The sequence below is a fragment of the Rothia amarae genome, assembly GCF_014705945.2.
Lineage (GTDB): Bacteria > Actinomycetota > Actinomycetes > Actinomycetales > Micrococcaceae > Rothia > Rothia amarae.
Genome location: NZ_CP061538.1, coordinates 1381434 through 1401458, shown reverse-complemented (window position 1 = coordinate 1401458; position 20025 = coordinate 1381434). Strand labels below are relative to the sequence as shown.

14 protein-coding genes, 1 tRNA gene and 1 pseudogene are annotated in these 20025 nt (G+C 50.8%); 10 read left to right on the top strand and 6 right to left on the bottom strand.

All coding sequences use genetic code 11. The features are described from left to right. Positions 1-27: 27 nt before the first annotated feature. A complete protein-coding gene (locus IDM48_RS06675) occupies positions 28-267 on the top strand; it encodes a helix-turn-helix domain-containing protein (RefSeq protein WP_068173000.1) in 240 nt (79 codons plus the stop codon). A gap of 393 nt (positions 268-660) precedes the next feature. Here the strand turns inward: IDM48_RS06675 and IDM48_RS06670 are convergent, their stop codons facing one another. Together IDM48_RS06670 and IDM48_RS06665 are read right to left on the bottom strand one after the other, a co-directional pair. After that, positions 661-1215, bottom strand: coding sequence for a hypothetical protein (locus IDM48_RS06670; protein WP_145174486.1), 555 nt, complete (start codon positions 1213-1215; stop codon positions 661-663). A 288-nt stretch (positions 1216-1503) separates the two neighbouring features. After that, positions 1504-1583: transfer RNA gene (locus IDM48_RS06665), tRNA-Leu, on the bottom strand. Positions 1584-1775: 192 nt separating this feature from the next. Between IDM48_RS06665 and IDM48_RS06660 the strand changes: the two genes are divergently transcribed. Next, on the top strand, positions 1776-2390 hold the full coding sequence (locus tag IDM48_RS06660) for an ANTAR domain-containing response regulator (RefSeq protein WP_068172997.1): 615 nt from the start codon (positions 1776-1778) through the stop codon (positions 2388-2390). 274 nt (positions 2391-2664) lie between these two features. Here the strand turns inward: IDM48_RS06660 and IDM48_RS06655 are convergent, their stop codons facing one another. Next, a complete protein-coding gene (locus IDM48_RS06655; RefSeq protein ID WP_145174489.1) occupies positions 2665-3144 on the bottom strand; it encodes a PaaI family thioesterase in 480 nt (159 codons plus the stop codon). 89 nt (positions 3145-3233) lie between these two features. Between IDM48_RS06655 and polA the strand changes: the two genes are divergently transcribed. The 3 genes from polA (at position 3234) to rpsA (ending at position 8526) form a co-directional block, all read left to right on the top strand. Continuing rightward, positions 3234-6071 (top strand): DNA polymerase I, encoded by a 2838-nt coding sequence (gene polA / locus IDM48_RS06650; protein ID WP_190616612.1) that lies wholly within the window; start codon positions 3234-3236, stop codon positions 6069-6071. After that, positions 6072-6719 carry a GNAT family N-acetyltransferase gene (locus tag IDM48_RS06645; protein ID WP_083147365.1) on the top strand — a complete coding sequence of 216 codons (648 nt, stop codon included), beginning with the start codon at positions 6072-6074 and terminating at the stop codon, positions 6717-6719. Positions 6720-7038: 319 nt separating this feature from the next. Continuing rightward, on the top strand, positions 7039-8526 hold the full coding sequence (rpsA, locus tag IDM48_RS06640; RefSeq protein WP_068172991.1) for a 30S ribosomal protein S1: 1488 nt from the start codon (positions 7039-7041) through the stop codon (positions 8524-8526). Positions 8527-8897: 371 nt separating this feature from the next. Here rpsA and IDM48_RS06635 read toward each other — a convergent pair. Beyond that, a pseudogene (locus IDM48_RS06635) lies at positions 8898-10194 on the bottom strand (IS3 family transposase). A gap of 225 nt (positions 10195-10419) precedes the next feature. After that, positions 10420-11124: a YigZ family protein gene (locus IDM48_RS06630; protein ID WP_190616611.1), complete on the bottom strand. Its 705-nt coding sequence runs from the start codon at positions 11122-11124 to the stop codon at positions 10420-10422. Between the two features lie 99 nt (positions 11125-11223). Between IDM48_RS06630 and coaE the strand changes: the two genes are divergently transcribed. Continuing rightward, the gene (gene coaE / locus IDM48_RS06625; RefSeq protein ID WP_190616609.1) at positions 11224-11832 is read left to right on the top strand and encodes a dephospho-CoA kinase; all 609 of its coding nucleotides are present in this window, start codon (positions 11224-11226) and stop codon (positions 11830-11832) included. 112 nt (positions 11833-11944) lie between these two features. Further along, positions 11945-13696 (top strand): BCCT family transporter, encoded by a 1752-nt coding sequence (locus IDM48_RS06620; protein ID WP_083147364.1) that lies wholly within the window; start codon positions 11945-11947, stop codon positions 13694-13696. Positions 13697-13794: 98 nt separating this feature from the next. Here IDM48_RS06620 and IDM48_RS06615 read toward each other — a convergent pair whose 3' ends face one another. Next, on the bottom strand, positions 13795-15315 hold the full coding sequence (locus IDM48_RS06615) for a catalase (RefSeq protein ID WP_190616607.1): 1521 nt from the start codon (positions 15313-15315) through the stop codon (positions 13795-13797). 233 nt (positions 15316-15548) lie between these two features. Between IDM48_RS06615 and uvrB the strand changes: the two genes are divergently transcribed. From uvrB to IDM48_RS06600, 3 genes are all read left to right on the top strand, one after another. Then, positions 15549-17702, top strand: a complete 2154-nt coding sequence (uvrB, locus tag IDM48_RS06610) for an excinuclease ABC subunit UvrB (RefSeq protein WP_145174501.1) — start codon at positions 15549-15551, stop codon at positions 17700-17702. Between the two features lie 160 nt (positions 17703-17862). After that, positions 17863-18492: an NAD(P)-dependent oxidoreductase gene (locus IDM48_RS06605; RefSeq protein WP_190616605.1), complete on the top strand. Its 630-nt coding sequence runs from the start codon at positions 17863-17865 to the stop codon at positions 18490-18492. Between the two features lie 263 nt (positions 18493-18755). Further along, entirely contained in the window at positions 18756-19955 is a 1200-nt protein-coding gene (locus tag IDM48_RS06600; RefSeq protein WP_145174507.1) for a TerC family protein, read from the top strand. Positions 19956-20025 lie beyond the last annotated feature (70 nt).

Here is a 20025-nt window from a genome sequence, read left to right as displayed (position 1 = left end):
GTAGTTGACGTACCTCAAGGAGGTGACATGAAAAACCTAAATGCGACTATCGGAGAAAACATCCGCATAGCACTCGCCAAGCAAGGATTCACGCAGGCTGAACTTGCAATCAATCTAGGCTTTGGCAAAAACACCATTAGTGAAATCACTAAGGGATGGCGCTCATTATCTGCCACCGAATTGGTGCGGGTAACTGAATTCTTCGGAACCTCAATTACCTGGTTTACCGAAGAGCATATTTCTGAAATTCAGAATAAAGCCGCCTAATTTTTTTACCCAAACTTCCCTAAATGGGGAACCCGAGCGCAGGGTCTAAAGGGTGCCGACCGCAAACGCTAGGTGCGGTTTCAAAAAACGAGGTGAGAGCTCGCTAGTCGCTGATTGAAAACCACATAGAGAACACACGGCTTAAACAAAAAAGCTTCCCACCCCAAAAAGAAAGGGGCGAGAGGCCACAAAAACCAACCACGAAAGGAAAGTAAGATTCTAAAAAATCTAATACTAATCGGCATAGGCGCCGGGTTTGGAATATCCATTTACACGATAAACCGGAAAACAGATTTAGCAGTCCAAGCTCTCAAAACAAAAAACGAGAATGACATAGAAACATTTCAGGAAATAAATTCTTTCATCCTCAACCTCAATGAAACTGTCAAATACTTATCCAGTCGTCGATGAATAAGTACTCCACACGCCGCGCCTACTGCACCAGATTACTTTATAGATAACCTGCTGAGATTCAGCTTGCTTCTTGGCATGAAGAAACATTGCGTCGTCTGCATCCTGCATCTGCTTTTTCATAGCCCACTGCGAATCGAGGTCTTTACGCATATTCCGGAGTATCGGATTATCAGTATCTGACCGTTCACTAGGTGGTATATCAGAAACACGAGGTAGAGAAACTCTGGGGATATTAACCGGAGCGGGGCCTTTAGATTCTCGTTCAGGCAAAACAAAAGTTACATAACCGTTTGGTTCAACTTTTTTCTCCTCAACGGTCTCTGCAATTTCTTCACTAGTCCAAGCAGATAACTGCACTTTATACGCGGTGCTAGTACCGATATTTCGGACGCGGAAAATACCGTCTGATTCTTTATAGTCTTCCCATTCAACATCAGATTTTTCTCGAGTAAGAAGAATCTGAAAAAGAGCGAATCCTGCTGCCATTACTGAGGCAACAATTCCAACAATGGTGAGTATTTCAAGTGCAGTCATTCTCATAACTATATATAAGCCAGCGTCTCAGGGGGGAGTGCCTTCCCCTGGGACTTTTTTATACCCAAAACAAAGGGGAGGAGACTCCTCTCAGTGAGGAGGATCCTTCGATTACTCCTGGTGGCGGTTCGGTTCCTGCCTAAAAAATTGTTTGCCCCTCATTGCCCTTACGGGTGGTGGGGGGCTTCTTTTTTGTTAACTACCTGCGGAACTACGTGCAGCAATGTTTATCGGGGCATAAAAAATGCCCCCGACTAGGTTTGTTTCGCCTAGTCAGGGGCTATATTGTGCCCAAGGTGGGACTCGAACCCACACTCCTAAGAACCGCATTTTGAGTGCGGCGCGTCTGCCAATTCCGCCACTTGGGCCTCTGTCTCAGAGACATCCACCAATCGGTGAGTGCTTTATTACTGTACATTGATTTTTCTAAAAAATAAAATCGGCTCATATTCCATTGCCCACCTCCACCGATTTCGCACCAGAATTTACCTCCTAGCTTCGCTACCACAGCCTCAAACGTGAGAAACTTAAATATAAGAATAAGATTAAAGGAGTAAAGCATGTCAGAGCAGACGCCAGCTGATTCAGTCAGCGAAGAACAGGAGCCTGCCCGCACCGTCGTCGTTGCAGAAGATGAAGCCCTCATCCGTATGGATATTGTTGAAATCTTGCGTGACCAAGGCTTTGACGTCGTTGCAGAGACGGACAACGGTCAAAAAGCTGTTGAACTAGCTGAACTGCATCGCCCCCATCTGGTGTTGATGGATGTGAAAATGCCGATTATGGACGGCATTACAGCAGCCGAGGAAATTTCCAAGAAACAATTGGCACCGGTAGTTTTGCTGACGGCATTTAGCCAAAAAGAACTAGTCGATCGAGCTACAGAAGCTGGGGCAATGGCGTACGTCGTCAAGCCTTTTGGCCCCCATGATTTGATTCCTGCGATTGAAGTTGCCATCAGCAGGTACGAACAAATTGTTGCCTTGCAGAACGAAGTGACAAATATCAAGGACCAATTCGAAACCCGCAAATTAGTCGATCGCGCGAAGTCTTTGCTGATTTCAAAGATGGGATTGAGCGAGCCTGAAGCTTTCCGCTGGATACAGAAAACTTCTATGGATCGCAGACTGTCGATGAAAGAAGTAGCGGAAACCATCGTCAATCAAGTTTCCTAACCGTTTGTTAAAGGTGAAAGAACCTCATATCAGCGACGTCCCTCTATTAAGCGGGACGTCGCTGATTTTATAGGCGTTACCGCTGTGATTTTTCTTCAGAATCTGATGATGTAAAGCCTATACCCCACAGAGTCACTAAAGTGCAGAGAAAAACGCCCAACCACCACCAACTACCTATATTGATAGCTGTCACCAGGCAAAGTATGGTAAGCAGAAGAAAGACTGTGCCGATTTTTTGACGCATATAAAGTACTTTCGCTAACTAAAGAGTCTGTTATCTGCGGGGGATGATGCTGTTTGTCATGCGCCCGGTACTGATGAGCTTTCCGTGCTCATCGGTGATATCAATGCGGTGCACGCACTGCCTCCGACCGATTTTTAGGGCGATGCAGGTTCCCCGAACCAAACCCGAAGTTGCCGAGCGAACATGGGAAATATTGAGTTCTGTACCAACCGCCACGTATCCTTCGGGCGTAGCTTCGTTGGCTGCGAAAGAGCCGAGCGTCTCGAGGAGGGCCGCGCTGGCTCCACCGTGCAATAGGCCGCCGGGTTGAGTATTTTCTGCCACTGGCATAGTTGCCACAGTATATTCTGCAGTTAATTCTTCGAAAAAGATGCCCATTTTAGGAATCAGTGTTCCCAGTCCATGCTGGGAGAACCTGTGCCACTTTTCTTGAGGAATGCCGCTCTTTTCTAGGTCCCGTTGAAATTGAGGGTCGAGTGGTTCACTGGAATGCTCAGAATTGGGAGTCATCGGATGCCTTTCTCTAGAAGATTCGCCTATGAGAGTATCCTAGTAACCTGAACTTTTCACCGTAGAAGCAAATACTGGAAGCTATTAGGATGGACACCGTGACTACAACTCATGCAGTAAACGATAAGAAAAAGCTTCTCCTCATTGACGGGCATTCGCTAGCTTTCCGTTCCTTCTACGGCGCTCCTGCGGAGGTCTTCGTGACCAGCTACGGGCAGCACACTAACGCCGTCCACGGGTTCCTCTCCACTTTATTGAGCCTCATCAAGTCTGAGCAACCAACTCACATTATTACTGCATTTGACCTAGCTGGCGGTACATTCCGCACCGAAGAATATGGCGAATACAAGGGTGGTCGCTCGGAAACTCCCGAGGAATTTTTTGGCCAGATTGAACTCATCCAAAAGGTTTTGGAAGCTCTGCAGATTCCGTCGGTGACGGTTGAACGCTATGAAGCCGATGACATTGTGGCAACTTTTGCAAAAGCGGCAGTGGCCCAAGGATTTACCGTGGGCATAGTCTCTGGCGACCGTGATGCTTTCCAGCTCATTAACGACGACGTCACTATTCTTTACCCTGTCACCACCGGCCCCTCCAAGGGAATTCGTCGAATGGATGCCGCGGCAGTAGAAGAAAAATACAAAGTACCTCCTCACCTTTACCCCGACCTGGCTGCGCTCACCGGCGAACAGGCAGATAACCTTCCTGGTGTTCCCGGTGTTGGACCAGGTTTCGCCGCTAAATGGATTAACGAATTTGGCGATCTCAACGGCATCATTCAGAACCAGGATAAAATCAAAGGCAAAAAGGGTGAAGCCCTGCGGGAACATGTAGAAGACGTTCTGCGTAACCGCCGCCTCAATAGGCTGGTGGATGATTTGGAGATGCCAATTACTCTGGACGACGCCGCACACTATGGTCCTGCAGACCCGGCAGAGTTAGACGCGCTCTTTGACGAACTGGAATTTTCCACGATTCGCAAGCGAACCGCCGAACTTTTCTCTTCGATGGCGCAAGCAGCCGCAATGCAGGTAGATATTACTGTGGATGCGGTGACTACGGTCGAAACTGCTGAAGGTTTTTCTGGGTTCGTGCAAAACGCCCAGGAATCAATCTCGGCAACGAACCGTCCCGTCGAAGTTTCCCAGCGGCTGGCAAACGCGCTGGTGTTGCTCCCGCAAGCGCAGCCAGATGCACCGGAAGCCGGTTATGCGCATGAAGAAAACCTTCAGGGAGCAGTGTTGCTGGGCGGTACTCAGGCTGCATGGATTGATTTCACCTCAGCAAGTCCCGAGCTAGAGAAAGCTTTTTCTGATTGGCTAAGCGATGAAAACGCACCGAAAATCGTCTATGACCTCAAGCAGCAGTTTAAGTCTCTGAAAGCTCGTGGTTTTCAGCTCACGGGCGCAGTGGAAGACCCGATGCTGAGTTCCTATGTCTGCGGGCATATTCCTACCGCACGTCGTCGTAGCTTTTTAGCCATGATGCAAGATCTCTGTACTCAGTATCTGCACACAGATTTTCCCGAGCCCGAGGCGCAAGAAGAAAATGTGCAAGGGGACCTGTTTGCTGAAGAGCCCAGTGTGGACATTGAATATGCAGCGTTGACCGCCCGCTATCTTCAAGAACTAACGCTTGCCCTGGATATGGATTTGCGCCAGCAAAATCAACTTAAACTGTATGAAGAAATCGAACTACCTCTGGCTACTGTGCTTGCTGAAATGGAAATTGCAGGTATCGCGGTAGATTCCCAGGTGCTGGGGGATCTCAAGGAGTATTACCAAAGCTTCATCAAACAGGCTACCGAAGAGGCATACAGCCTCATTAACCATGAGGTGAACCTAGGATCGCCCAAGCAGCTTCAAAGCGTCCTCTTTGAAGAACTTGAACTGCCTACTACTCGCAAACTGAAATCTGGATATTCTACCGACGCCGATTCAATGGCTGACTTACTCGCAAAAATTAGCCCAGAGTCTAAGGGCGCGCAGTTCTTGGTGGCACTTCAGACCTACCGTGACTTCACGAAACTCAAACAGACTGTCGAGGGCTTGCAAAAGGCTACAGCGGGGGACGGGCGCATTCACACCACTTTCCAGCAAAATGTTGCTGCAACGGGGCGTCTTTCCTCGACCGATCCCAACCTGCAGAACATCCCGATTCGTACTGCTGAGGGTCGAAAGATTCGCGAGGCGTTCATCGTGGATCCTCGCACGATTGACGGCACCGATTTCACCACCTTGCTGACCGCCGATTATTCGCAGATTGAAATGCGGATTATGGTGCATCTGGCGGATGATGAAAAGCTGATTCAGGCGTATAAGGAGGGCGAAGACTTGCACCGCTTCGTCGGTTCAGAAGTCTTCGGAGTGGCTCCCGAGGACGTGACTTCAGAGATGCGCGCCAAAGTAAAAGCGATGTCCTATGGACTCGCATACGGGCTCTCCCGTTTCGGACTGTCCAAACAGTTGGGTATACCTGTGGATGAAGCTGCCCTACTTACCGTTAACTATTTCAAGCGATTTGGTGATGTCGGGCGTTTCTTGCGGGGCACCGTTCAGCAAGCCCACAAAGATGGCTATACCGAAACGATGTTTGGGCGACGCCGTACCCTGAGCGACTTGAATAGCTCTAACCGCCAGCGCCGCGAGGCCGCCGAGCGTGCAGCTTTGAACGCTCCCATTCAAGGTACAGCCGCAGATATTATGAAGATTGCCATGATTAATGTGCAGAATCGTTTGGAAAAAGAGCAGCTCAAAACGCGCATGCTTTTGCAGATTCACGACGAACTCATTCTGGAAGTTGCGCCGGGCGAGGAAGAGGCTGCAACCCAACTATTACAAGAAGAAATGAGTAGTGCAGTCAGCCTCAATGTACCCATGGACGTGCAGGTGGGTAGCGGAATCTCTTGGTATAAAGCGGGGCATTAAGTGAACGACTTTCCGCAAGAAAAAATTGAAGATCAGGCAGATTGGGGCGTGGAAGCGTATCCTCAGGATGTCACTATTACGTCCTTACAAATGCTGGATTCTGCCCTGGCTGAGCAGCCTGCAGAGCTTCCCCAGGGGGTTCGTATTGAACGTGCGCAACATGTTACCCCTGAGCTGGTCCGCTGGTTCTACGCAGTAGTTGGTGGTCCATATCGCTGGTATGAACGGTTAGGGTGGTCGCGTGAGCAGTGGCAGGAAGAACTTGATGCAGAAGGTAGCGAAGTTTGGATTCTGACGCTCGATGGCACTCCTGCAGGGTACTGCCAACTCAGTGCCGAGCTCATGGCGTCCTCCATAGCTCCCACCGCGGACGTCGAAATTCTCTATTTTGGGCTGATGGACTGGGCACATGGCAAAGGCTTGGGTCGTCTTTTCTTGCAGACCGTCATTCAACGGGCGTGGGATATTCCCAATAGACATCATTTGCCGGAGGTTCATCGGGTGTGGGTGCATACCTGTAATCTCGATGGTCCGCACGCTCTCGCGAATTATCAGGCACGCGGATTGAGCGTGTACGAGGTAGAACAGCACCAGGAAATTGTGCTCAAACAGCCGCTGGGCTCTTGGTCGGCTATGTTCGCACAATAAGGTCAGAAGAAGCGGCTCTCGGTATCTTACTGGTGATACGACACACCCGAACGCGTGATTGCCTCTACATAAGGGGTAAATTACCGAAAATAACCGGTGATTTAACCGCGCCAATCGTTGACCTTCGGGGGAGTCCTCCCTAATATTTAATAAGTGCGTGTACTATGCGCGCACATTGTCCGAATAAACGCTCGGTACAGAGCGGAACCACTCGTTGCGATACCGCAGGTAGATACTCTCAATTGGGAACTAGAAGCTTGCGGGGGAACTACGGCTGTATCGACCTACCAAATCTATCCATAATGGAGCCCTTTACTACATGAGCACCAACACTCCTCAGGTTGCAATCAACGACATCGGAACTGAAGAAGACTTCCTCAAGGCCGTTGACGAAACCATCAAGTACTTCAACGACGGCGATCTCGTCTCAGGTGAAGTTGTCAAGGTTGACCGCGACGAGGTTCTCCTCGATATCGGTTACAAGACCGAAGGCGTTATTCCTTCTCGTGAACTTTCCATCAAGCACGACATTGATCCCGGCGAAGTCGTCTCCGTTGGTGACGAAGTTGAGGCCCTCGTCCTGACCAAGGAAGACAAAGAAGGTCGTCTGATTCTCTCCAAGAAGCGCGCACAATACGAGCGTGCCTGGGGCGACATCGAGCAGATTAAGGAAAATGACGGCGTTGTTACCGGCACCGTCATCGAGGTTGTCAAGGGCGGCCTTATCCTGGACATCGGTCTTCGTGGCTTCTTGCCTGCATCCCTCGTCGAAATGCGCCGTGTACGCGACCTCGCTCCCTACATCGGTCAGGAAATTGAAGCTAAGATTATCGAGCTCGACAAGAACCGTAACAACGTTGTTCTTTCGCGCCGTGCATGGCTTGAGCAGACCCAGTCTGAGGTTCGCTCAACCTTCCTCAACCAGCTCGAAAAGGGTCAGGTTCGCACCGGTGTCGTTTCCTCCATCGTCAACTTCGGTGCATTCGTGGACCTTGGCGGCGTAGACGGTCTCGTTCACGTTTCCGAGCTCTCCTGGAAGCACATTGATCACCCCTCAGAGGTTGTTGAAGTTGGCACCGAGGTAACCGTTGAGGTTCTCGAAGTTGATCTTGATCGTGAACGCGTTTCACTTTCACTCAAGGCAACTCAGGAAGATCCTTGGCAGGCATTTGCTCGCACTCACGCGCTGGGTCAGGTTGTACCCGGTAAGGTCACCAAGCTCGTTCCCTTCGGCGCATTCGTTCGCGTTGAAGACGGTATCGAAGGTCTTGTCCATATCTCTGAGCTTGCTGTTCGCCACGTAGATCTTGCTGAGCAGGTAGTTTCCGTTGGAGACGAATTGTTCGTGAAGGTTATCGACATCGATCTCGATCGTCGTCGTATCTCCCTCTCACTCAAGCAGGCTAACGAAGGCGTTGACCCTGAGGGCACCGAGTTCGACCCCGCACTCTACGGCATGGCTGCAGAGTACGACGAAGAGGGCAACTACAAGTACCCCGAGGGCTTCGACCCCGAGACCAACGAATGGCTCGAAGGCTACGAAACTCAGCGTGCAACTTGGGAACAGCAGTACGCAGACGCTCAGGCTCGCTGGGAAGCACACAAGGTTCAGGTTGCTAAGGCGATGGAGGCAGATGCAGAAGCAGCAGCTACTGCGGCTACTACCTCTTCATCCTCATCTTCCTCCTCCAACTCAGCTCCCGCAGCTCCTACCTCTTACTCATCCGATGACAAGGGTACCGAGTCCGGCACCTTGGCATCAGACGAGGCACTCGCTGAGCTTCGCAAGAAGCTCACCGGCAACTAAGAGGTTTACCGATTAGTTTCTTGCGAAGCTGATTCCGCCGAATTTCTGATTCGCTTCGCGGAAATTCAGCTCCATCGCAAGAAGCTCACCGGCAACTAAGAGGTTTACCGATTAGTTTCTTGCGAAGCTGATTCCGCCGAATTTCTGATTCGCTTCGCGGAAATTCAGCTCCATCGCAAGAAGCTCACCGGCAACTAAGAGGTTTACCGATTAGTTTCTTGCGAAGCTGATTCCGCCGAATTTCTGATTCGCTTCGCGGAAATTCAGCTCCATCGCAAGAAGCTCACCGGCAACTAAGAGGTAAACGCCGAAGTAGCTTAGAAGAGCCCGCCCCAGATGAACTGGCCCCCGAAAGTTGGACTGGTTTTATTCTAGGCGGTTAGAGGCTTTAGGGTCTGGTTCCGGTATTGCATCGGAGTCAGGCCCTTGAGTCGTTTTTGGATGCGTTCATGGTTGTACCAACGGATGTAGTCATCAATTGCGTGGTAGAACGTCTCCAGACTGGTGAATGATTCCCCGTGGTACATCTCTGATTTGAGGTGTCCGAAGAAGTTTTCCATTACCGCATTGTCGTAACAGTTTCCTTTCCTTGACATCGATTGTGTGCCACCGATAGCTGTGATGAGTGTGCGCCAGCTGGAATGTTGATATTGGAATCCTTGGTCGGTATGTACAAGCAAACCTTTATCTGGTGATTCTTGCGCGATGGCATCGCGTAAAGATTGCGACGTAAACGCCGTATTCGGTGAGGTTGAAATGCTGTACGACACGATCGACCGATCGCATAAGTCCATGATCGGCGACAGGTAGACCTTGGTGCCAGCAACGCGAAACTCCGTGACGTCACTTGCCCACACCGTATTTGGCTCATCAGGTGTGAAACATCGATTCAACACATTGCTTGCGATGTGACTTACCGTGCCTTTGTACGAGTTGTACTTCTTTTTCGCCCTGATCTTGGATTTAAGCCCTAGTTGATCCATGAGCTTGTAGACCAGCTTATGGTTGACCACCCATCCTTCCCGGCGTAGCTGAGCATGCACCCGCCGGTAACCATAACGACGGTTCATACGCTCAAAGACATCGACGATTGCCTGCTTGAGCTGGGCATGTTTATCAGCCATGGTGAGGCGTTGTTGGTGATAGAAAAATGTTGACCGGGCAAGACCTGCCGCAACCAGTAGGTCCTCCAGGCGGTGGGCTGACTTGAGGATGACGATAGCTTCTACTTTCAGCCTCGTCGCTGGTTCCTCAAGTCCCGCAATTTTTTTAAGTACGCATTTTCTGCCCGTAGTTTCTCCACCTCTCGGCGGAGCCGATCTTCCTCGGTCAACGGTGTCGAGCGGGCGCTGCCTTTCGGTCGTCCCTTCGGTTTCGGCTGCAACGCTTCATCGCCACCCGCACGCCAAGCCCTCACCCAATTAGCGACAAGTTGATCCGATGACAAACCAAACTCCCGAGCCAGTTCCATCTTGGACTGGCCGGCAATGAACCGATCGACGACTTCCTTCTTCACCTCGAAGGAAAAGTGCTGCTTAGTTGGTCTCTCCACAAGACATAGTCTGCCATGCAGCTTGAAACGACGCTCAAATCTCTTTACAGAATAGAGGCCAACTCCTAACCGATGAGCCGCTGCCGCATAGCCCAGCCCTTGCTCAAACAAATCAACGAGCTGCTCGCGCTGAGATTCACTCAAAGAACTTCGTGCTCTCAAAAAAATACTCCCCACTAGTTAGAAACTGATTTCTCAGTCCAACTAATGGGGAGCAGTTCAAGATTATTGGGGCGGGCTTCTTTTATTTGCCGGTAAAGATTAACAGAGCAGGAGAGTCGTGCGAGTTTCGCCTAGCGAAACACGCGATGTTTGAGCTGGGACCTAATACGCCTGCGTCGCTAATTCATTACCTCATCAACCCACGACGTCTCTCCCCATGAAATTTCTCCCTTACCCATGGTCAGTTCGGCTACTTTAGTCTTAGCTTCATTGCGGGTGGCGGGAGAATCAAATACACCGAGAGTAACCACAGCGTGCGAGGCGAAGTAGTCGACTGAGATAATAGTAAACCCTAGAGACCTCACCTCGTTTTCAAACTTTCCTGCTTCTGCATGGGGTAGTTTCACTTCGCCCGCCCGTAGGCGTCGTCGCTGAGTCGTAGTTGCTTCATCAAGTACCTGAACCACGGCGTCTGTATATGCCCGCACCAAACCGCCAGCACCGAGTTTGATTCCGCCAAAATAGCGAACAACTACCACGCAAATATCAGAGAGATTTGTACTGCTAGCTTCCGAATCGGGGTCAGTTCTCCTTGCCAGTACAGCTTGCAACATAGGGATACCAGCAGTTCCGGCAGGTTCTCCATCGTCCGAAGATCTTTGAATATCTCGGTCTGCACCAATGACGAATGCCGAACATACGTGGCGGGCATCGTGATACTGCTTGCGCAAAGACTCTATGAATGCCCTCGCATCAGCCTCGGATTCTACACGCTGGGCAAAGGCGATAAACTCACTCCTCTTAATTTCCAAAAGCGATTGAACAGGCTCCCATTGAGTAAGAACGGCGTATGAGGTGGCACGAGTTTCATGGTCGGTATTCATCTCCTTATTCTATGGGGAAGAAGCTTGTTGAAGTGTCCTGTGGGAAAAGGCGCGATAGTGTGGGGTTGAAAAAGATAAGTAAGTTGAAAGGTCAGCACATTGCCGCATTATGGACTCACCGGGGGAATCGGTTCAGGCAAATCGACTGTTGCCGCCATGTTTTCAGACAAAGGTGCCTTTATTATTGACGCCGATGCCATTTCACGCGAACTTATGGAACCAGGTGAAGAAACGTTACAACGGGTAGTTGCCGCATTCGGTGAGGAAATACTGTTGGATAACGGGCAACTCAACCGCCCCCACCTAGCTTCCCTCATCTTCGCGAACCCCGCAGAACGGGAAAAGCTGAACGCGATTGTTCACCCTGCAGTACGTGAGCGCTCTCAATTACTGAGGGAGGAAGCCGTCGCACAGCAGGGGGAGAACGCAACCATTATCGAAGACATCCCACTACTTACTGAAACAGGGCAAGCCGACCGCTTCGACGGCGTCATTGTAGTGTGTGCAAATGAGATGGTGCGTTTGGAACGCCTTACCACCCAACGTGGGATTCTGAAAGAAGATGCCCTGGCACGTATCAAGGCGCAGGCCAGCGATGAGGAAAGAGCCCAGATAGCCCGTTGGATTATCGACAACTCCGGCAGCCGAGAAGACACACAGCACCAGGTGGAACGGGTCTGGCAAGAAATCATTCAGCCTGCTTCATAAATGGATTCTGAACTCTAAAATCAATACCATCATTAAGTCGTTTCTTTTGGACGATTTACAACGGGGTGGATCATAGTGCCGTTGTAAGACCACAACCTCCACCGGGAAACCCGTGTTGCTAAAACTCCATGACAGATTGGGATTGCGTACGAATCCCCCTATTTTCTTTACGACTGCAGGGTTTATAGCACTTTTTACCCTCAGCTTTATCGCCTTTCCCACACAAATGGAAGGCGTCTTTGGTGCCATGGCTCAATGGATTATCACCTATTTTGGGTGGTTTTACGTCCTGGGCAATGCTTTATTCTTCATCTTCCTGGTGTATCTAGCAGCAAGCCGATTTGGACGCGTTAAACTAGGGCCAGACGATTCGGTTCCGCAGTATTCAGGCGTGGCATGGTTTGGAATGCTGTTCGCTGCTGGAGTTGGCGCAGTGCTTCTCTTTTGGGGAGCCGCAGAACCTATTTCTCACTTCGCTAACCCGCCCTATGACGGTGTCGAACCTCAGTCCGATAGGGCAGCCCGCGATGCGCTGGCAATTTCTAACTTTCATATCGGGCTGTTTATGTGGGTCATTTTAACCGTCCCTGGGCTTGCCTTTGGATATTTTACGTATAAGCGCAAACTACCCCCGCGTGTTTCGTCAATTTTTCAGCCGATTCTCGGTGAAGGTATTCACGGTCCGCTCGGCAAGATGATAGATGCGTTGGCCATTATCTCTACCGTATTTGGGCTGGCTGTATCTGTAGGTCTTGGAGCCCTCCAAATCAATTCGGGCTTGCAGATTCTCTACGGTGTTCCTTATGTCGGATGGATCCAAGCTGGAATTATTGCTTTAGTGACTGCTGCAGGCATCACATCAGTGGTAGCTGGTATGGACAAAGGCGTGAAACGGCTGTCCTACTTCAACATCTTGATGGCGGTAGCACTCCTGCTTTTCATCCTGATGGCCGGCGCTACCCGTACTGTCTTGATGGGAACCATTGAGTCTGCCGGGTATTTCTTGATGCGTCTACCCGAAATGATGTTTTTCAACGATGCCTTTGCAGACACCGGATGGATAGGCTCGTGGACTGTCTTTTACTGGGCTTGGACGGTGTCGTGGGCTCCTTTCGTGGGACTGTTTATTGCCCGTATTTCTCAAGGGCGCACCATTCGAGAGTTTGTGATTGGCGTGCTGGCCGTACCTTCCATTTTTGTGATGTTTTGGATTGGTATTTTCGGGATGAACGCTTTTGATATTGAGCGCAACCAGAATGGTCAGCTGATTGAAAATGTAGTGGATAAAGGTGACATTCCGGCAGCTCTTTTCGAGTTCCTGGGGCATTTCCCTCTGTTTGAATTCGTTGCGCCTTTCACCGTTTTAGTCATCACTATCTTCTTCATTACCTCCATCGACTCAGCAGCGCTGACTATGGACGCAATCGCTAACGGTCATGAAGATAAAGCTCCTAAACGTCAAAGGGTCTTTTGGGCGCTCTGCATCGGAGTAGTGTGCGCGGTTATTCTCGTGACAACAGGAGACTCCGGTCTAGATATTCTGCAACATGTCATTATCGTGGTGGGTTTCCCCGTCTTTATTCTGGGGTTCTTGCAAATGTGGATGGTTATTCGCGCATTGCGTGAAGATGCTGGGGAAGTAGCTCCTATGAGAACTCGCCAGTGGAAGCAGGTTATCCCCGCTGAAGAATATCGCCGACGTGCGCGCGAGGACTTCAGCTCCGTTCAGGAAGTGGTTATAAGGCCCGAGTTTGAAGAAGGAACGGAGCCAGAATTTGAAGCTCGTGTGCCTAATACGGGACAGATAAGGGCGGTTAAAGCTGATTCGAAGACTGAAAAGAGTTCCAGCACATCGGCAGAATAAAGGTGTGTAATCATAAACGATGAAGGGGTCGGGGAGATTTCTCCCCGACCCCTTCATCGTTGAAAATAGCTTCAGAAAAAAGCTATCTCGTGGCTAGCTTATGCTCGCTGCTGAGCAATAGCCTCGCGTACGCGTGCACCAAGTTCTGGATGAACGTTATCCCAGTACTTCATACCGCGTTCGCGAATCTCATCGGATTTCACCACGCCCAGGTGCCCGGCAATGTTCGAGACCAAACGTTCCCGAGCTGCGGCGTCCATAACCTCAGCATAGAGGGTGCGTGCCTGGCCGAAGTCGTCGTCTTCTGAGTGCAAAGTTGCTGCGGCGCGTACCATCTCACCGTCTGACTCCCAGCCGCGAGATTCGAAAGCACGATCTGAATCAGCTACCGGACCTCCAACGCTGTTGGGCGCATAGTTCGGGGCATCGGCGGGGGTGTACTGATAACGCATAGAGCCCTCTACCGAGTAGCTGTTGTTCTGCGCATTCTTGGGCTGGTTGACCGGCAACTGAGCATAGTTGGTACCAATGCGGTAGCGCTGGGCATCTGGGTAGGAGAAGATACGCGCGAGCAACATCTTGTCAGGTGAAACGGCAATACCAGGAACCATGTTCGCCGGCGAGAAGGCAGCCTGCTCGATTTCAGCGAAGAAGTTCTGCGGGTTGCGATTCAAAGTGAGCTTACCGACCTTGATGAGCGGGTAATCCTTCTGCGAAATGGTCTTGGTGACGTCGAAAGGATTAAAGCGGTAGGTCTTTGCATCTTCGTAAGGCATGACCTGAACGTAGAGAGTCCACGAAGGATAGTTGCCTTCTTCGATGGCGTTATAGAGGTCTTCACGGTGGAAGTCTGGGTTTTCACCTGCCATCTTGGCGCCTTCTTCTTCAGTCAAGAAATCGATGCCCTGGTCGGTCTTGAAGTGGTACTTGACCCAGAAGCGCTCACCTTCAGCGTTAATCCACTGGAAGGTGTGGGATCCAAAGCCATCCATATGACGCCACGTCTTGGGCAGACCGCGGTCACCCATGAGCCAGGTAACCTGGTGGGCGGACTCGGGGGAGAGGCTCCAAAAATCCCACTGCATGTCGTGATCGCGCAAACCGGTTTGAGGGTGGCGCTTTTGCGAGTGTATGAAGTCAGGGAACTTGATGCCGTCGCGGATGAAGAAGATAGGGGTGTTGTTGCCCACGAGGTCGTAGTTTCCCTCGGTGGTGTAGAACTTCATGGAGAAGCCACGGGGATCTCGCCAAGTATCGGGTGAGCCTTGCTCGCCTGCCACGGTGGAGAAACGAATCAGCATGTCAGTTTTTTCGCCGGGCTGGAAGAGGGCTGCCTTGGTGTAAGCAGAAACGTCCTCGGTGACTTCCAGAACGCCGTAAGCTCCGGCGCCTTTGGCGTGGGGGTTACGTTCGGGAACGCGTTCGCGGTTGAACTGAGCCAGCTTTTCTACGGTGTAGACGTCGTGTAGGACGATGGGACCATCGTTGCTCACGGTGAGTGAGTGAGCGTCATCTGCCACGGGAGTCCCGGTGGTAGTGGTGGTAAAATCGCCGCGGTGATTGACGGGGGAGCCACCTGTTACCGTTTCTTTGATTTTTTTCAGGGGGTTCTCAACCATGATAATCCTTCCCGATTGGGTCAGTAGAGTTCGTTTTTCTGACAACTTGTTCTTCAAACTCTACCTTATTTTGATAAATTCACAATAAGAAAGAAGTGAAATACCCACATACTTTCTAGAATCGAACCATTGACTCACCCAATAAAAACTGACTGACCAACTGAAATTGGCGCAGAGAATAATTCGTAGGTATGTTCTAGTTCAACTATCTCCACAGTTGTACTCTTGTATCTATGAGTCTTGCGCAGAAAATTGAGCGTGTAGTTGCGCCCTTCGAAGTCATTTCAGAATACAAACCCGCAGGCGACCAGCCAAAAGCCATCGCCGAGCTGACAGAACGTGTCAACGCCGGAGAAAAAGACGTCGTTCTTATGGGTGCCACCGGCACAGGTAAGTCAGCAACAGCTGCCTGGCTCATCGAATCGGTGCAAAGGCCGACACTAATCATGGTGCAGAACAAAACCCTGGCTGCCCAGCTTGCCAACGAGTTGCGCGAACTGTTACCCAACAACGCTGTTGAATATTTCGTTTCCTACTACGACTACTACCAGCCAGAGGCCTACGTTCCCCAGACCGATACTTTTATCGAAAAAGACTCTTCCATTAATGAAGAAGTGGAGCGTCTACGTCACTCAGCCACCAATGCCTTGCTGACGCGCCGCGACGTCGTCGTGGTATCTACCGTTTCCTGCATCTACGGTTTGGGTACGCCCGAAGAATATGTTGAACAGATGGTCACGGTGAAAGTAGGACAAGAGCTCGACCGCGATGAACTACTGCGCCGCTTCGTCAATATGCAGTATGTGCGCAACGATATGGATTTTCACCGCGGAACCTTCCGCGTGCGTGGGGACACCGTAGAAATTATCCCCATGTACGAAGAAAACGCTATTCGGATTGAATTCTTTGGCGATGAAATTGAAGCGATTTATACCCTGCATCCTTTGACGGGCAATATCATCCGCGAGGAAAAAGAGATGTACGTTTTCCCCGCTTCTCACTATGTTGCCGGTGCCGAACGAATGGCTCGTGCTCTTCACTCCATCGAAGACGAACTCGGCAACCGCCTCAACGAACTAGAAGGGCAGAACAAGCTGCTTGAGGCGCAACGTTTGCGCATGCGTACTCAGTATGACCTTGAGATGATGGAGCAGATGGGTTTCTGCAATGGCATCGAAAACTATTCCCGCCATATTGACGGGCGCGCACCCGGTTCCGCTCCGCACTGTCTGTTGGATTATTTCCCCGATGACTTCTTGCTCGTAGTAGACGAGTCACATGTGACCATTCCTCAGATTGGAGCAATGTACGAAGGCGATATGAGCCGCAAGCGTACACTGGTCGAATTCGGATTCCGCCTGCCGTCGGCGATGGATAATCGACCGCTCAAATGGAACGAGTTTCTGGATCGAATCGGACAAACCGTTTATATGTCGGCAACCCCTGGTAAATACGAGCTGTCCCAGGCGGACGGGGTAGTGGAGCAGATTATCCGACCCACCGGCTTGGTGGACCCTGAAATCGTGGTCAAACCGACCAAGGGGCAGATTGATGATTTGCTGGAGGAAATCCGGCTTCGAGTGGATCGGGACGAGCGTGTTCTCGTGACCACTTTGACTAAACGAATGGCAGAGGACCTGACCGAATATCTCTCCCAGCACGGGGTGCGCGTGCAGTACCTGCACTCGGACGTCGACACCCTCAAGCGTATTGAACTACTGAGAGAATTGCGCATGGGATCCTACGATGTTTTGGTGGGTATTAATCTGCTTCGCGAAGGTTTGGACCTGCCTGAGGTGTCCTTGGTTGCCATTTTGGACGCCGACAAAGAAGGCTTCCTGCGCTCTACTACTTCACTTATCCAGACCATTGGGCGTGCCGCGCGTAACGTTTCGGGGCAGGTGCACATGTACGCGGATAAGATCACCGATTCTATGCGTACGGCGATTGATGAGACCACCCGCCGCCGGGAAATTCAAACCGCTTACAACAAAGAGCACGGCATTGACCCGACCCCTCTGCGTAAAAAAATTGCTGACATCACCGACCAGCTCAACCGCGAGGTCGAAGATACTGCTGAACTACTTGCGCAGCGTAAAGCAGCAAACGGTAAGCTGGCACCGGTCTCCCAGAAAAAGGGCTCGGCGAAAAACGCCCAGGCGTCCGGTGAAGCCGCAGAAGTTCTGGCTCGTGCTGAAGCGCGGGTGCGTTCAGATGGTTTGGCCGCGGCACCGGCAGAGGACCTCATAGATCTGATTGAAGATATGACGGCGCAGATGATGAAAGCCGCAGAAGAGCTTAAGTTCGAATTGGCTGGTCGTCTCCGCGACGAAATTGCCGACTTGAAGAAAGAACTGCGGCAAATGAAGAACGCGGGGCACGCCTAAGCTATAGAATTCAGGACTCTGTAAAGATTATTCTTCAGCCGTCTCACTATGAAATATTCCCGAACGTTTAGACCGTTCGGGAATATTTTCACAGGCACATCGGTTTTGAAAAGGTCAACACAGAATAAGACTGTTGGAAAATAAACGAAAGGATACGGCAATGAAAATAGCAGTTATTGGTGCCAATGGAATGGTAGGTTCACGGGCGATAGCAGAAGCAGTAGGGCGCTCGCATGAAGTAGATGCCTACTCGCGCAAGGGCAACGACGTCCACGGAGCAACCGGGTACTCTCTGGACGCAACCAACACCACCGAATTGGTCCAGGTCATCAACAGCCACGATGCCACTATTATCGCCACCGCTGGTCGAGACCAGTCCGATGAAAGCATGAAAAACCTGCACTCTCAGCTCATTGCCGCAGCGCCCAGCGGCCGCCTCATCGTGGTCGGCGGAGCCGGTGCGTTAGAGAATCCTGAAGGTGAGCGTTTCTACAACACCCCTGATTTTCCCGAGGAATACCGCTCCGAAGCCAAGAAATTTGGAGGAATCCTCGATGATTACCGTGAGAATGCCTCCATGCTCAAGTGGACTATGCTCGCTCCTGCGTTCGTCATTGCTCCCGGCGTTCGCACCGGTCTGTATTTTGAAAGCAAAGATACCCCTGCCGGTGGTTTTGTTTCGGCAGAAGATTTTGCAGTTGCACTAATTGATGAAGCTGTAGCACCCAAACATATGCGTGAACGCTTTACCGTGGCTTCCCAGGACGAAGAAACGGCGCAAGGTAAATAAACAGTTAAGTTGCTTGTGAATTAATCCCCGTGTGGTGGCAGAATAGCCAGCACACGGGGATTTGCTTAACCTCACGTGGAATAACTTAAGCTACGTGCGCTTATCTAGGGTAAACTTCTAGCACGAGCAAGGGAGTATCCCGCTAATTTCTATTTCGTCAGCACGTTGACCAAAGATGTTCAACCGGAGTAGAAAACCACCGTCTATTGGTGGTGGGAGAGACTTGTGGTTTCTGGCATATCCTCACCACAAGAAAGGCTCCCATGCATATTTCTGGGTTGCAATGGGCGGTAACAATCGCCGTCATTTTGGCTCTTTTGGCCTATGACTTTTTCTTTCACGTGCGCAAACCGCACGAACCTACTATTAGAGAAGCCGCTGTTTGGTCAGCATTTTACGTAGGTATCGCTCTACTCTTCGGCCTGGTCATCCTCATCTGGGACGGCCCGCAGTTCGGCGCAGAATACTACGGCGGCTACATTACCGAGAAAGCATTGAGTGTTGATAACCTCTTCGTTTTCTTGATCATTATGGGCTCTTTCAAGGTTCCGCGTGAAGATCAGCAGAAGGTACTGCTTTTTGGCATCGTCTTTGCTTTGATCGCCCGCACCGCCTTCATTCTGGTAGGTGCCGCGGCTATTGAGCGCTGGAGCTGGGTCTTCTACCTTTTCGGTATTATTCTGCTCTGGACCGCAGGCAACCTTATCAAGGGCGAAGTAACCGATAAAGATGAGGAAGATGAAGCCAACAACTTCATCATTCGTCTGGCGAAAAAGATTTTCCACACCACCGATTACTACGATGGCGATAAGCTCTTCACCGTAGAAAACGGCAAAAAGGTTATGACCCCCATGCTGCTGGTGATGGTGGCTATCGGCGGTACAGATATTCTGTTCGCACTTGACTCCATTCCCGCGATTTTCGGTCTAACCCAGGAATCCTACATCGTCTTCACCGCTACCGCATTCTCCCTCATGGGTCTGCGCCAGCTATACTTCCTCATTGATGGAATGCTCGATCGTCTGATTTACCTCTCCTGGGGTCTCTCTGCAATCCTCGCCTTCATCGGTGTCAAGTTGCTCCTCCACGCCCTGCACGAGAACACCCTGTCCTTCATCAACGACGGTCAGCCAGTTCACGTAGTGGAAGTTAGTATCGGTCTTTCTCTCACGGTCATTATCGGTATCTTGACCATCACCGTTCTGGCATCGCTTCTGAGCCCCAAGGGCAAAGCACTCGCTGCCATCCAAAAGGTACAGCGCCTATCCGAGCAGTACCTGGAACTTCCCGATAACGCATCCACTGAGGAACGCAACGAGCTACAGAAAAAGCTGGACGACGCCACCGCAAAGTCTCGTAACGTACCTCAGAAATACCGCGACGAACTGATTGACTCAGAACGAGAATTCCAAGACTTAGTTTCCCGTGCTCGCGGTGAACACGAAGCATACATGCAACAGTAATCATTCATCGCTTGAAATAAGTTAGATACCAAGAAGCCCTCAACACCGAATCGGTGTTGAGGGCTTCTTG